At 44.3% G+C, this 15,263-nt stretch carries 13 protein-coding genes; 11 read left to right on the top strand and 2 right to left on the bottom strand.

Annotated features, from left to right (window positions below; genetic code table 11):
- Nucleotides 1-60: 60 nt before the first annotated feature.
- From RH96_RS13955 to RH96_RS13910, 10 genes are all read left to right on the top strand, one after another.
- On the top strand, nucleotides 61-357 hold the full coding sequence (locus RH96_RS13955) for a hypothetical protein (protein WP_010201863.1): 297 nt from the start codon (nucleotides 61-63) through the stop codon (nucleotides 355-357).
- 363 nt (nucleotides 358-720) lie between these two features.
- On the top strand, nucleotides 721-1,521 hold the full coding sequence (locus RH96_RS13950; RefSeq protein WP_010201862.1) for an ABC transporter ATP-binding protein: 801 nt from the start codon (nucleotides 721-723) through the stop codon (nucleotides 1,519-1,521).
- A 273-nt stretch (nucleotides 1,522-1,794) separates the two neighbouring features.
- Nucleotides 1,795-2,595 (top strand): transporter substrate-binding domain-containing protein, encoded by an 801-nt coding sequence (locus RH96_RS13945; RefSeq protein ID WP_192811760.1) that lies wholly within the window; start codon nucleotides 1,795-1,797, stop codon nucleotides 2,593-2,595.
- A 103-nt stretch (nucleotides 2,596-2,698) separates the two neighbouring features.
- Complete coding sequence (locus RH96_RS13940; RefSeq protein WP_010201857.1) at nucleotides 2,699-3,637, top strand: transporter substrate-binding domain-containing protein; 939 nt, start codon at nucleotides 2,699-2,701, stop codon at nucleotides 3,635-3,637.
- A 73-nt stretch (nucleotides 3,638-3,710) separates the two neighbouring features.
- Nucleotides 3,711-4,643, top strand: coding sequence for an ABC transporter substrate-binding protein (locus RH96_RS13935; protein WP_010201854.1), 933 nt, complete (start codon nucleotides 3,711-3,713; stop codon nucleotides 4,641-4,643).
- 462 nt (nucleotides 4,644-5,105) lie between these two features.
- Nucleotides 5,106-5,840, top strand: coding sequence for an ABC transporter permease (locus RH96_RS13930; RefSeq protein WP_010201853.1), 735 nt, complete (start codon nucleotides 5,106-5,108; stop codon nucleotides 5,838-5,840).
- A gap of 12 nt (nucleotides 5,841-5,852) precedes the next feature.
- A complete protein-coding gene (locus tag RH96_RS13925) occupies nucleotides 5,853-6,578 on the top strand; it encodes an ABC transporter permease (protein WP_010201852.1) in 726 nt (241 codons plus the stop codon).
- 277 nt (nucleotides 6,579-6,855) lie between these two features.
- A complete protein-coding gene (locus RH96_RS13920) occupies nucleotides 6,856-7,572 on the top strand; it encodes a fumarylacetoacetate hydrolase family protein (RefSeq protein WP_010201851.1) in 717 nt (238 codons plus the stop codon).
- A 268-nt stretch (nucleotides 7,573-7,840) separates the two neighbouring features.
- Nucleotides 7,841-10,045: a PhoX family protein gene (locus tag RH96_RS13915; RefSeq protein WP_010201850.1), complete on the top strand. Its 2,205-nt coding sequence runs from the start codon at nucleotides 7,841-7,843 to the stop codon at nucleotides 10,043-10,045.
- Nucleotides 10,046-10,280: 235 nt separating this feature from the next.
- Entirely contained in the window at nucleotides 10,281-11,765 is a 1,485-nt protein-coding gene (locus tag RH96_RS13910; protein ID WP_010201849.1) for an esterase/lipase family protein, read from the top strand.
- A 47-nt stretch (nucleotides 11,766-11,812) separates the two neighbouring features.
- Here RH96_RS13910 and RH96_RS13905 read toward each other — a convergent pair whose 3' ends face one another.
- Nucleotides 11,813-12,682, bottom strand: coding sequence for a hypothetical protein (locus tag RH96_RS13905; protein ID WP_010201846.1), 870 nt, complete (start codon nucleotides 12,680-12,682; stop codon nucleotides 11,813-11,815).
- A gap of 157 nt (nucleotides 12,683-12,839) precedes the next feature.
- The gene (locus RH96_RS13900; protein WP_010201844.1) at nucleotides 12,840-13,820 is read right to left on the bottom strand and encodes an Hsp33 family molecular chaperone HslO; all 981 of its coding nucleotides are present in this window, start codon (nucleotides 13,818-13,820) and stop codon (nucleotides 12,840-12,842) included.
- 376 nt (nucleotides 13,821-14,196) lie between these two features.
- On the opposite strand from RH96_RS13900, the gene RH96_RS13895 reads away from it, so the two are divergent.
- Entirely contained in the window at nucleotides 14,197-15,168 is a 972-nt protein-coding gene (locus RH96_RS13895; RefSeq protein WP_010201843.1) for a glutamate/aspartate ABC transporter substrate-binding protein, read from the top strand.
- Nucleotides 15,169-15,263: the final 95 nt, after the last annotated feature.

The following is a 15,263-nucleotide window of genomic DNA, read 5'->3' as shown; positions in this document are numbered from 1 at the left end:
GACAGTAACGCTATCGATAGATAGTGTTGAATCAAAAGACCATAGTAATGGAGAATTGACATGGCTACTAAACAATATGCATATAAAAACTGGCTGACAGTTGGGCTGGTCGCAGGGGCACTGGCGTTGAGTGCTTGTGGCAAAAAAGATGAGTCACCAATGGAGACTGAACCGGCAGTAGATGCACAAACAGCAGTAGAGGAGAGTGCGACTGCAAGTAGCTCTGATGATATTGCCATTGCAAGTGCCGATGATGGCATGGCTGTTGGTGCAAATGATGATGTGGCAGTAGCAACCGCAGATGATGCAGAAGTGTTGGATGGTACTGAAAGCTCAGAGCATGTTTCAACGTACTAATCGCAGGCTATCAATAAACACTATCAATAGACACTATCAATAGACACTATCAATAGACACTATTTAAGACGTGATGTTACCATCAGATAAAACAACGCCTAGTACACTAAAGTGATAAAATAAAGCTCAGCACCTAAATGCGGTCTGGGCTTTTTTTGTGCCAGCAGTCCATTGGATGATTCATGAGCTAATGCTGCGCAAAGTTTGCGTTTTCTCTGCATTATAGGAGACAATACCTCTCTTATGGTGTCTTAGCCATCGCGCTATCCTATTAAGGTGGTATGTAAGGCATTGCTTTATACTCTATACGATGCTGTTTTTTATTTTCGTTCTCACTCATATATATTGGAAGCCTGCTGAACCATGCTTGATACTGCAAAAAACCCGACTCGTCCTATCGCCTTAGATCTACAAGACGTCCATAAAAGCTATGGCTCATTGGCAGTGCTAAAAGGGGTATCGCTCACTGCCTATGATGGTGATGTGATCTCTATTTTGGGCTCTTCTGGCTCTGGAAAATCCACCTTATTGCGCTGTATTAATTTGCTTGAAAAGCCCAATCAAGGTCGTATTATCATCGGTAATGAAGAGCTGATGTTAAAGCCTGGCAAATCAGGTGAGCTACAAGCCTCAGATATCAAGCAACTGGAGAGTTTGCGTGCGCGTGTGGGCTTCGTCTTTCAGAATTTCAACTTGTGGCCGCACAAAACGATTTTGCAAAACATCATCGAAGGGCCAACGCAAGTTTTAAAGATTAAAAAAGATCAAGCGATCAGTGATGCCGAGCAGCTGCTTGATAAAGTGGGTTTGCTTGATAAAAAAGATGCTTACCCTGCCAATCTATCTGGTGGTCAGCGTCAACGTGTTGCCATTGCCCGTGCCCTTGCTATGCAGCCACGGGTATTGTTATTTGATGAGCCAACGTCCGCCTTAGACCCTGAGCTGGTGAATGAAGTGCTGGCAGTCATGCGTGAGTTGGCAGAAGAAGGGCGCACGATGCTGATCGTCACTCATGAGATGCGTTTTGCCCGCGAAGTGTCTAGCCAAGTCGTATTTTTACATCAAGGAGTCGTTGAGGAGATGGGCACGCCCGAACAAATCTTTGACAATCCTACCTCTGAGCGTGTCAAAGACTTTATGGCATCGCATCGTCAAAACAGTTAGCCGCTGATTGTGGACTATCTTTTATGACATATAGCTTAAGCCACTCAACTTTCTGATTGGTAATCTTCGTAGCTATTTATTACCCAATAATAACAGTCGGTATGCAAAACGTTTGTTTTTGATATTTTACTCAGGTATTATCAAAAGGCTTACAGGCGGTCAATAATGACGGCTGCTTGTATCTTCTGCTATCTATATTTCTTGTCTGGCAGGGAAGTCAGAGAACAAAATATCAGAGCCCTACATTAAAACCCATTAGAATTTAAGGAATGTATGATGTCTAATTCTCGCCTATTATGGTCATCGATGACCGTCACTGCAGCATTAATGCTGAGTGCTTGTAGTCAGCCTGCTGATGAAACGGCTGGTGCCAACGCTGATGCACCAGCGGCAGAAACGGCTGGCAAGACCATTCGTATCGCAACTGAAGGCGCTTACCCTCCTTTTAACTATACCAATGCCGATGGCACGTTGGCAGGTTTTGATATCGACGTTGCTAATGCCTTATGTGACCAAATGCAGGCCAAATGCGAAATCGTTGCCCAAGATTGGGACGGTATTATTCCGGGGCTATTGGCACAAAAATATGATGCTGTGGTCGCTGGTATGTCTATCACTACTGAGCGTCAAGAAAAAGTTGATTTCAGTGAGCCTTACTTCGCCAATACCATGGTATGGCTGACCGATACCAAAGGCAGCTTTGATCCTACTTCGATCAAAAGCCTAACGCTGGGCGGTCAACGTTCAACGACGCCTGGTGCATATCTACAAGATAATTATGAAGGCAAAGATGGCAACACCGTTAAGCTTTATGATAATTATGACAATGCCTATTTGGATCTAAAATCTGGACGTAGTGACGCAGTATTGGCTGAGAAAGTCTCAGCCAAATCATGGTTAGCAGACAATCCAGAAGGTTTCGGTGTTGTTGGTGACGAAATTGACAATGACGATAATATTGCCATTGCCGTCCGTAAGGACGACCCACTCAGAGACGACTTCAACAAAGCGCTTAGCGAAATCCGTAGTAACGGTGAGCTGGCACGTCTTGAGCAAATCAACTTCGGTCAGTAAGCGTTGATAAATGAGCTTGTAACAGAGTGCGTTGATCAATCAGTATCGATCAACGAGTAGTGGGTTAATACACGGCTGGTAACTATATTAAGGAACAATAGGTATGACAATTTCAATGACATCATCAATGACTAAGAAAGCTTTGTGGCTTGCGCCGCTAAGCGCAGCAATGCTAATGCTGGCGGGGTGTAATAATAGCTCAGCACCAGCAGACAGTGCCGAAGCGGATGCAGCGAGCGATACGCCTTTGAATATCAAAATCGCGACCGAATCAAGCTATAAGCCTTTTAGCTATACAGATGCCGATGGCAAACTGATTGGCTATGAGATTGAGTTGGTTGATGCATTATGTGCACAAATGAAAGCAGAATGTGAAGTTATCTCGCAAGATTGGGATGGTCTGATTCCAGGACTGAACGCACAGAAGTTTGATGCAACCATCGCTGGTATGTCAATCACCCCTGAACGCAAAGAAGTTGTAGAGTTTAGCGACCCTTATTTTCATAGTGGCATTATCTTAATCGGTAAAAAAGGTGATGATATCAGCGTAGAAGGTCTCGAAGGTCAGCCAATCGCTTCACAGCGTTCAACGGTTGCCTCGCAATATCTACAAGATGAACATGACAATGCTGATATCAAGCTTTATGATACTCAAGACAATGCCTATCTGGATCTGACCTCAGGTCGTGTGCGCGCGATGATGTCGGATAAAGTAACGGGTATCGACTGGTTGAAAACTGAAGCAGGTAAAGACTACGAAGTCAAAGGCCAAGAAATCAGCACCAACGATGATGCCATGGGTATTGCCTTCCGTAAAGGCGATCCATTAGTCGCCAAGTTTAACGCAGCGTTGGCCGAGCTAAAAGCCAATGGCACCTATGATCAAATCACTGGCAGTTATTTTGGCACCAGCACTACGGCTGCCGCGCAAAAAGCGACTGCTACTGGCAGTGTTGAGCAAGTAGTCGTTGTTGACGAAGGCAATGTCGATGCCAATGCGATGATTGCTGAAGAAGAGCAAACAGAAGCCGCGACCAACTAATACGAGGCTTGCCTGTATCAGGCAAGCATTGTTTTACGAAGTTGTTTCTCTAATATAAAAATCAAGGATGATCATGAGCAACTATCTTGTTCCAGCCAGCAGTACGACTTATGCCTCAGTCAAAAAACTGGTAACGACCAGCCGCTGGTCAATGTCGCTACTGGGCATGGTATCGGTCTTTATGTTAGCGGGTTGTAGCAATAGTCAAGATAGTGCTGATGATAGCAATTCAGAAGCTACCGAGGCCACCGCTGCTGATACAAAAGAAGTATTACGTATTGGTACTGAAGGCGCGTATGCCCCTTTTAACTATACCAATGCAGATGGCACACTGGGTGGTTTCGATGTAGATATAGCAAATGCTATCTGCGACGATATGAAAGTCACTTGCGAGATTGTCGCTCAAGATTGGGATGGTATTATTCCTGGCCTCAAGGCTGGTAAATATGATGCCATCGTCGCGGCGATGTCGGTGACACCTGAACGCGAGCAGCAAGTGAGTTTTACGGATTCTTATTTTAGCAATGCCTTGGTTTTTTTGGCTAAAAAAGACAGTAGCTTTAATCCAAGCAATAGCGATGATATCAATGCGCACTCTATTGCCGCGCAGCGCTCGACTATCTCATCACAGTGGTTAGAGGATACCTATCCAAAAGCCAATATGAAGCTCTATGATACCTTGAGTAATGCGTTCTTAGACTTGGGTTCAGGTCGCGTCGATGCGATGATATCTGACAAACTGCCAGCCATAGAATGGCTCAGCTCACCATCAGGCAGTAACTATGTGCTAAAAGGTGAAGAGATTGATATCAATGATAATTTTGCCATAGCCGTACGCCCAGGCGATCCGCTACAAGCGAAGTTCAATGAATCATTAGCCAATCTAAAAGCCAATGGTACTTACGACAAAATCAATCAAAAATACTTTACTGTATCAACCGCCAGCACCAGTGCAGCGACAGTAGAAAACACTGAGCAACCAGCAGCAGATAGCACAGCGCAATAACCATTTGCTATCATGGTGCTATTCGCTATTGCAGTATGAATAACGAGGACATCGCCATCATGGCAATGTCCTTTTTTATTTACTGGCGAAGTGCCTTATGTTTTTTATACCGTTATTTGAGTGTTATTAAGACCTCCTGTTGTTTAAATGGTTATCGACTGTCAACTTTGGTCAAATCTCGCTTATTTTTTTCTTCTTGCAGGGATAAGTAGCTATTTAGAGCGCGCTTTTACGTGTCAGTATTAACATAGCGTCCAGCGAGTATGATAAAATCAGCGCTCATTTTTACTGTGTCAATTACCGCGTCTATAATCGTGTAAATATTTTTTTGTGCTATTAACTAGGTTGTCCGTATCAATTTGATATAAGATACGGTTTTAGGCCGCGCTCAGCTATTGATGCTGATCCTTTTAACTCATATTTTGCTAACATTGCTAATATAAAGAGACTGAGTGGATAATTGTGTTTGATTTACAAGGATTTGGTGCGCTTTTATTAAGCGGCGCTACCGTCACCATACAACTTGCCATGACCAGTTTGGTCATCGGTATGTTTTTTGGTCTGCTCGGTGCCACAGCGAAGCTGTCGAATATTTGGCTGCTACGTAAGCTTGCGACTGTCTATACCGCCACGATGCGCGGGATTCCTGAGCTACTTTTGGTGCTGTTTATCTATTATGGCGGTTCTATACTGCTGATGAGCATTCTCAAAAAATTCGGCTATAACGACTATGTCGAGATTAGTGCGTTTTGGGGCGGTGTCATGGCGTTGTCGATTGCTTTTGGTGCTTATGCGACTGAAATTTTTCGCATGTCGATTCAAGAGATTCCGATAGGGCAACGTGAAGCGGCGCAAGCGATTGGCATGCGTCCTTTTCAGACTTTTTATCGCATTACCTTGCCGCAAGTCTGGCAAATTGCTTTGCCAGGATTGGGCAATCTATTTTTGGTGTTGCTTAAAGACACCGCATTGGTATCGGTGGTTGGTCTCAAAGATATCATGTATCAGTCCTCGCGCGCAGCGCAGTCAACACAGCAGCCGTTTACTTTTTATATGGCGGCGGCGATTATCTATTTGGGTCTGACCATGCTGATTACGGGCTTTATGATGTGGCTTGAATGGCGTGCCAATCCAGCGGCGCGCTATGCCAAAAAGCTGAGCCGTCAATCCGTTCAACGTCAATCGACCATAGGGTAGAGGAGAGATACTATGGATTGGAATTGGCAGGTTATTTTTGAGCATATCCCTGACTTACTAGGCGGCGCGGTTTTGACCGTCCAACTAGTGATAATATCAGGTGTTGTCGGGCTGCTCTTTGGTTTGGTTTTAGCTTTGTTAAGACTGTCTAAAAGCTGGGCGGTACAGATAATTCCTTTTCTGTACATTTTCTTTTTCCGTGGCACACCGCTGCTGGTGCAGATATTTTTGATTTATTATGGTCTTGGTCAGTTCGAAGCGGTACGTGATTCGTTCTTATGGGAGCCGGTACTGAGCAAAGCCTATTGGTGCGCTATTATCGCCTTTACGCTCAACACCAGTGCCTATTTGGCAGAAATCATTCGCGGTGCGATTCAAAACATTCCTATTGGTGAGCTAGAAGCTGCCGATGCGATTGGCATGTCAAAATGGCAAAAACTGACACGTGTTACCTTGCCGCGTGCTTTTGGTATTGTGATTCCAGCCTACAGTAACGAAGTTATCTTTATGCTAAAGGGTAGTGCGTTGGCATCCACCATTGCCTTGATGGATATCACGGGTGTTGCTCGTACGATTAGTGCGCGTACTTATACCTTAATGGAGTTGTTCTTTGCGGCTGGTATCGTCTACTTGTTATTGTCATGGGTGATCTTATTTAGCTTTAGACTGTTTGAAAAAAGAATGAACCGTCATGCCAGCTATGTGCCACCAGATGTGATGACCAATACGATTCCTTAGTTATTTGTCCAGATGGCTTATTATTGAAACGATTTATCGTCAACGTTATGCTAGATAGTGCTGAATTTGCTAATAATATCTGATAATTTTGCTGTGAGAGCCTGGGGCGTGTCCTCATTTTAAAAATGGTCGTAAAAATGAGATAAATTGCAGTCAAACGAGGAAAATAGCGCAAATAATATCGTGATATTAATCAGCTATTTGACGATGTTTGACAAAATTTAGCCATTTTTAGCCCATTTAGATACAATCACTTGAATTGAGGAACCGCCCTATTATGAGCCAATCACCACATATGTCTTTAGTCAATGCCATTGCCGCAAGTGTCAATGATGATGACAGCGCTGAGAATGCCAATCAGAGCTTACGCGCGCCCATCGGAAAGGTCGTCTGCGTTGGTCGTAACTACGCCGCTCATGCTCACGAATTGGGCAACGAAGTGCCAGCCGCGCCCATGCTATTTATGAAGCCAGCCTCTGCGGTGGTTTCTATTCGTCAAGGTGTTATCCGCCCAAATCCAGAAGTGTTTGGCGATACGCATTACGAAGCGGAACTATGTGTTCAGCTATCGGCAGACCTATCAGCCGCGACGATTGAGCAAGCACAGCAATCGATCGGCGGTGTGACATTGGGACTGGATTTGACCTTGCGTGACTTGCAAACTGAGCTAAAAGAAAAAGGTCATCCATGGGAGCGTGCCAAGTGTTTCGACGGTGCTTGTGTACTCGCTGATTGGCTCGATCCGCAAGCGTTCGGTGATTTTACTGAGGTGCATTATCAGTTGACCATTAATGATACGCTGAAGCAAGACGGCGATAGCGCTTTGATGTTGTTTCCAGTTTATGAATTATTGGCCAATATAAGTCATGCGTTTAGCTTACAAGCAGGCGATGTGATTATGACTGGTACGCCAAGTGGCGTTGGTATATTGCACGCAGGCGATAAGCTCATGCTAAAATTGGGCGCGCATGAATGGCAGGCGCAAGTGCAATAAGCTTGCTAAGATTACTATCAAATGTCAAATATCAAATATCAAATATCAAATATCAAATATCCCAAGTTAACGCTTGGGATTTTTTGTTCTATCTGTTGCCATAAAATTTTATCATCAGAAAGCTTGTCATCAAATTGTCATCTAGCTTTCAACGTACTGTCATAAATGCTCAGTAGACTTAAGCGTAATTCGTATTGTTGTGGCGGACAAAATACAGCCGCAACGAGCCTTTTCACGCCAATCCAGCCTAACAGCAAGGTGACTGATAATGACAGCATTGAATAATAAGCAACTGCTTGCCCACGAAGTCGTTGAGGACTCTAACCCTAGCGATAATATCGACTTTCAAACCATTATTAGCCGCCGCTTGAACCGCCGCAGTATTTTAAAAGGTGGCACAGGATTGACGGCAGCCGCTTTTTTTGGCGCGTTACCGTTGGTCGGCTGTAGTGACGACGATGACGGTAATACTGTCAATAATAGCGCAGGCAACAATGCTGCTATTCCTGCACAGGGTGATCTCAAGCGTCCGGAAGCTTTGAAGTTTACCGCAGTGGCACACTCCACTGCCGAAACGATGAGCGTCGCTGAAGGTTACAAAGCGGAGATGATATTGCCACTGGGTACACCACTGATTTCTGGTATCGATGAGTGGAAAGACAATCGTGAGCAGTCTGCCGAGTCGTTCGAATGGCGCATGGGTGACAACCATGATGGCATGTGGTTCTTTGGTAAGAAAGGCGGCGCGTATGATGCTAAAGCGTCAGACAATGGCCTGCTGGTCATGAATCATGAATACGTGAATAGTAACGAATTGAGTCCGTTTGGCTACTATGTGACCCAAGATGATACTGCCGCCCCGATATTTCAAAATCGTCGCCTTGCTAGCGATGTGCGCCGAGAGGTCAATTGCCATGGTGTTGCGGTGGTCGAGATGAGTAGACGTGCTGACGGTGCGGGCTATGAGATGGTGGCTGATTCAAAATACAATCGCCGTATTACCAGCAGTACGACCGCGCAGTTAGCCGGTCCTGTCGCTGGTTCTGATTTGGTCAAGACCAAATTTGATCCGACAGGCTTTCAGACGCGTGGTATCAATAATAACTGCGGTGCAGGACTATCACCTTGGGGCACGTATCTGACCACCGAAGAGAACTTCCTAGGTGTCTTTGCGCGTGGACAAGATGCCAGTCAATTGAGCGCTGGGTACAACTACGGGCGCGAACGCTACGGGGCTATGGAGAATTTTCCGGGTTGGGAGTATCTGTGGCACACACCAGAGGCCAAAGACGCCAAAATCCCTGACGAATTCTCACGTTGGGACATGACCGCTGTTGGGGCAAGCGCTGCCGATGATTACCGAAATGGTTTTAATACCTTTGGTTATATCACAGAAATCGACCCATTTGACCCAAAATCTGTACCCCAGAAACGTACCGCACTGGGGCGTTTTGCTCATGAAAACTGTGCCTATGCGCCTGTTGAGCAAGGCAAGCCCGTGGTCTTTTACATGGGTGATGATGCTCGCGGTGAATATATTTATAAGTTTGTATCCAAAGCCACATGGTCAAATTCGGATATCGGTGGCGGCCTAAAAGCTGGTGACAAGTATATGAATGAAGGCACGCTCTACGTCGCGACCTTTAATGAAAATGGTCGAGGCGAATGGAAGGCACTGATTCATGGTCAAAATGGACTGGACGCTTCTAATCGCGACCTGCCTTTCAATGGACAAGATGAGGTTTTAATCTTTGCCCGTGCTGCTGCTGACGCGCTAGGGGCAACCAAGATGGATCGACCTGAATGGGTGTCAGTCAGCCCCATGACTGGCGAGGTATATGTGACCTTGACCAATAATAAATATCGCGGCGAGCGTGACGACCAGCCCGTTTCAGCGTCCAATCCGCGCAGCTATGAAGCAGGTGGCAAAGCGCGTGGCAATGATAATGGGCATATCATCCGCTGGGCAGAAGCGGGCGGCGATCATGCGGCAACGACCTTTGAATGGGATATTTATCTGTTTGCTGCGCCTAGTGGTTTGTCCGCAGAGAATTTATCGCAGTTAAATGCCAGCAATGATTTGTCCTCGCCAGACGGCTTATACTTTGACCCACGTGGCGTGTTGTGGATTCAGACCGATGATGGTGCGTATACCGATACCACGAACTGCATGTTACTGGCGGCTCTACCGGGCAAGGTGAGTGATGGTGCGCTTACCACCACTTCGGCTGGGCAACAAACGTCAGTCGGCATGCTTGCTAGTGATGATAATATCAAACGTTTTTTCGTTGGTCCCGAAGGCTGTGAAGTGACGGGTATTACCATGACCCCAGACTTCAAAACGTTATTTATTAATATTCAACATCCTGGTAATACATGGGGTGCTATCGCTGGCGGCAAGACACCGCGCTCAGCTACAGTTATGATTACGCGCGAGGATGGCGATGTCATACTGGCCGAGTCATTTATATAAATAATTAACACTATATAGCAGATTTATAAAAAATTAATCAGTCTAAAAAATCCCAAGTAATGGCTTGGGATTTTTTTATTTTATGAGATCAATGACATCATCTAAGGCTTATCTCTATAAAATTATTAAGTTATTTGCTAAGAAACGTACCCGAAAGTCAAATCATTTCCCTTCTATTTGTCTCATTTAAAGGATAGTATGTAAAACTATCCCCTTTGCTGAATGTTTCAATATTATGAATCGTCCAAATTTATCTTATGCTGACAGTGTTATCCCTGATAGCGCTTACAGTAATGCCCGCAGCCGTCATGAACTTGAGGCGCATTTTGTCTCAGACGATAGCATGCCGCCGCTGCACGGTGATTTGTACGAGCAAATAGATCAACTTGAAGCCATCGATGTCGATGAGCTGGTCAAATTGTTGGCAGATGATAATAATGTGACGACGCTGCGTGAGCCTGTCTCTCTGGCTGATTTTTTTGAGGGCTTAGCCCAGCTGGCGACGATGGGTGTGGTTGAAGTCACTGACATCGTAGAAGCCATCCACCGTGAGGTTATTTTGCGTCCTCTAGGGCGTTTTAACGAAGGCAATGTTAACAATTGGCAACGTGGTATCACTGGACGCATTTATGGGACGATACGCCATATTATGCTGATGGTTGGTAATAATCTCGCATCAGTACTACGCATCTATAAAAGGGCGATCGATCAAAAAAGCTCACGACCATTGCCAGATTCTTTAAAGAAATTGGTCAATATCATCAATGGCGTCATGGGTGATCACCTCGTTAATAATGACAATGCGCTTGCTGTTCCGATGGTGTTATACGACAGAGACGGCAATCTACAACGCGAAACGCTATCAGGGCGTGTCGCTATTTTGTGCCATGGTCTATGTATGAGTCACTTAAGCTGGCAAGCTCAAGAAAGTAATGACTTAGGCGTGGCCATTCATACCAGTCAGCCTGATACGACAGTGTTGTACTTGGACTACAATACAGGCAGACGTATCTCACGCAGCGGTCGTAAATTCTGTCAATTATTACAAGATTTGGTCGACAATAACCCCAATATCAGTCAGATAGATTTGATCGGTCATAGTATGGGCGGCTTGGTCTCTCGTAGCGCGCTGTTTTATGGCGAGCAAGAGCGCCTAGACTGGATAAAACGAGTGGGCAATCTCATCACGCTAGGCTCGCCGCATCATGGCGCCGTGCTGGAGCGTATTGGTAATTATGTGCAAGACATCATCGCCAAGCTACCATTTGCAGGCTCGCTTGCCAAGCTTGGTGATATGCGTAGTGCCGGTATCATTGATCTGCGTCACGGCAGTATTCGTGATGCTGACTGGAATTCTCTAGAAGGTCGTAATGTGCTGCCGCAAGACTTTCGCCACCCTGCACGGTTGCCAAGTGGTATCAAAACCTATTTTGTCGCCAGTGCTTTGATCGAGACGCATTACGAGTCTAAAGTGACAGATTTGCTAGGGGATAGTCTAGTGTCGGTCGCATCAGCGCTGGGCGAGGATGATGCCGAGCATGCGCTATTTGTACCAGACGGTCACAAAGCAATATTTTATGGCGTCAATCATATGAACCTAATTCATAGTAGAAGGGTGCGCGAGCAAGTCGTTGAATGGTTGCTCGATAATGGACGAAGTGACTATGCTGGTAGAACGCGCATATATTCTTACCCTAGAAGTTTAGATGTGGCAGTGTAGGTTCTATTTTTTTAAAACTATTCTGCCTTATAATTTTCATCCAATAATTACGGCATTGATATAGTCTGAGTGCTACTCTTTGAAAGAATTATTGCCTGATTAAAAACATAAAAGTTATATTTTTCAACTCCCATACCTGTACGTATTGAATCGTAGTAAATTGAAAGCTGGCAAAGTATTAATATATCCATTAGTATTTTTCTCATTACATATACAAGTTTGCCTGTGTCTTTACTCTCTTGGACATAGTTTCCTAACATAATTTGTTCATGTGCCAAATCATGTAATGAAAAGTTAGAGTTGATTGTAAGGTTATTTGCATTCCATGTAACTATGAAAATTTGTTGTTCTAAAAATTTAGCAATTGGGGAGTTGATATGGTTTTGTCTTAAGACCATACATTCGATATCTCTAATGTCGGCCTTTCCCCTTTTATTTAAATATTCTATGGTGATTTGAATATTCTTACGATTAAGATTGCTGTCACATATCTGACCAAGCTGTATATCAGTTACTTCTACAAAAAATTTGGGTCTATTAATATTTTTTTCTTCAATTGCTGTTTTGAACTGATATTCAGTAATTTCTAGCTGTTTTTCAATAATAGATAGTTGAGCTTTCATAGCTTCAGATTGTTCCTTTAAAGCTGTCTCTGAGCCTTCTTGAGCTAACACTGATTGCTCTAATGCTTTACGTTGTAAAGTTAGCTCTTCTCGCTGCAATTTTAATTCGTTGCTTTGTATTTGATAGCTTTTATAAAACCACAGCAGAGCAAGCGGCGCAAAAATTCCTGATAAGAAGGCACCTAATCCGCCAAATCCTTCAACACTATCAAAACCTTTCATTAGAAGAGCTAGCCAAAAAATTATCCATATAACGGTACAAATTACTGCCCAATCTATCTTCTTATAGTTCATTGTTCTAGCTCATCTTAATCAAGTTATCTATAATTGATTATAGCAATGAAACTAGAAAATAATCTGGTTTAATAAAGCTTTCATTTAAAAACAAAAACCCTCAAGCATGATACTTGAGGGTTTTTTATAAACACTGATTTATAGTAAGTAAGAAAACTTACTCAGCGAATATCGCTGCTACATCATCTTTATTGAACTTATAGACTTCACCGCAAAATCCGCAATCCATTTCAAACGTACCGTTTTGCTCTTCGACGATGTCTAAAGCCTCTGCTTCACCGATTTGTTCGATTGCCATCTCGCATTTTTCGCGCGAGCAGGTGCAACCAAATGCTAGGGGAGCAGGGTCGGGTGCTACGATGTTTTCTTCGTGATACAAGCGATAAAGAATCTCGTTGGCATCCAGCGTCGTCAGCTCTTCTGGCTTGACTGTTCGTGTCAAAACGCTCAGACGCGTCCATAAATCATCATCAATACCAGCATCTTCATTTTGCTCGACTTCAGCCGTTTCTTCAGCCGTACGCGGTAGCATTTGTACCAATATACCGCCCGCTTGCAAGCCGTCAGATGCGAGGTTAATCAACGTCGGAATCTGTGCAGATTGCTTCTGATAATGTGCCAAGCAGTCTGCCAAATTGTCATGGCTACGCTCGACGATACCTTGATATGGCTCGCCGCCCTCAGGCTGAATGTTGATAAACAACACGCCTTGTCCAGTCGCGCCCAGCTCAGCAAACGCTTCTTTGGCATGGGTCATATCATCCCAAGCTTGCACTTGCTCATCAGTCTCGCCCTTCCAGCTGGCAAGCGCACGGATGATACCGTCTTGATCGCATTCTGCCATCGCCCAATTCAGCAAGCTATCGCTGTCTGATGATTGCAACTGAATAGAGAGGCGACCATTGATTTTGACCGTACTGATCAGCAAACTCGCTGCCGTCAACATCTCGCCCAATAGGCGTTTAATGGCTTCAGGATAGGGCTTTTGGGCAATCGTGCTCGCATAGCTGCGTGATAGGCGTACCACATCACCGCGTACAGGCGAATCTTCAATAAAAAAACGTTGGCGTACGTCGTTGTCATTATGATTGCCAGCAGTTTGGCTGTCCGTATTTGGGACTTGAGTATCTTGTGTCATAAGTCATTTATAGTATTAAGAAGTTGTTAGCTTTATGGGGATTACTGCTGATTTATCAATCATAGTTACCATACTGTTTTATCACTTATGGGTAATAGTGATCGATAAGTGCCCTTATAGGTTCGTCAGATATCTGTGAACCTCTGTGGTGCTGTAATAGCTGTGAGCCATCGAGTTTCAACCAAAAAATAAATAGATTTCAAAATAACACTTCCCTCAAAAAAAAATCACCCTCTACCGTGAATTTGTTGTACAGTAACATTAAGTTGCATTGTGTTAAACAATAGCAACAACCGTACGGATGCGGGGCAGTCAGGTCAGCCAGACCTATGTCGTCCAAGCACTCATTTAATCTTGTGATAAAAGGATGTATTTCATGACCTACTCATTTTCCAAACCGTTGACTTTAGCTGTGTTAATGGCATTGGGCCTAACAGGCTGTAATAACAGCAGCCAAACCAGCACTGACGCGCCAGCAGATGATGCAGCGACTTCAGAGACTATGAACGGTACGCTACAAAAAATTAAAGATTCTGGCACTATCGTGGTCGGCTATCGTGACTCTTCTATTCCTTTTTCATATGTTGCCGATGATCCTAACCAACCTATGGGCTATGCACATGATCTAGAGATGAAAGTGGTTGAGGGTATTAAAGAAAAACTCAACATGCCAGATCTAGAAGTTCGTTATAACCTGATCACCTCACAAACTCGTATTCCTTTGGTTCAAAACGGCACGGTCGACTTCGAGTGTGGTTCAACAACCAATAACGTCGAGCGTCAAGAGCAAGTGGCTTTCTCTAATGGTTTCTTTGAGATTGGCACACGTCTATTGACCAAAGCAGATTCTGGTATCAATGACTTTGAAGACCTAAAAGGTAAGCGACTGGTGACTACTGCTGGTACGACTTCAGAGCGTTATATTCGTCAGTACAATGACGAGAAAAAGATGGATACCGATATCATCTCTGCTAAAGATCATGGCGAAGGTTTCTTGATGCTAGAGAGTGGCCGTGCTGATGCTTTTATGATGGATGATGTATTGCTAGCAGGCGAAAAAGCCAAAGCTAAGAATCCTGATGAATGGGTCATCGTTGGTACGCCGCAATCTTTTGAGATTTATGGTTGCATGATGCGTAAGGATGATCCTGAATTCAAAACAGTCGTAAACGACGCGCTGAACAAAACCTTTAGCTCAGGCGAAATCAATAGCATCTATGACAAGTGGTTCCTAAACCCAATTCCACCAAAGAACGTCAACTTGAACTTTGAGATGTCAGACAACCTAAAAGCACTTATCGCCAATCCACATGATAGCGATCAGCCTAAAGTAGCAGTTGCACAGTAGTATTTGTCCTTCAATCTAGCTTGCTTACGTGTTCAGATCGGACTCATCGTCCATCTGACACGTAAGTTTTTCAATCGCTGTTCGGAGAGACAATC

Source organism: Psychrobacter sp. PAMC 21119 (assembly GCF_000247495.1).
Classification (GTDB): domain Bacteria; phylum Pseudomonadota; class Gammaproteobacteria; order Pseudomonadales; family Moraxellaceae; genus Psychrobacter; species Psychrobacter glaciei.
Note: the sequence above shows the minus strand (reverse complement) of the source record. Positions and strands in the feature narration are given on the sequence as shown.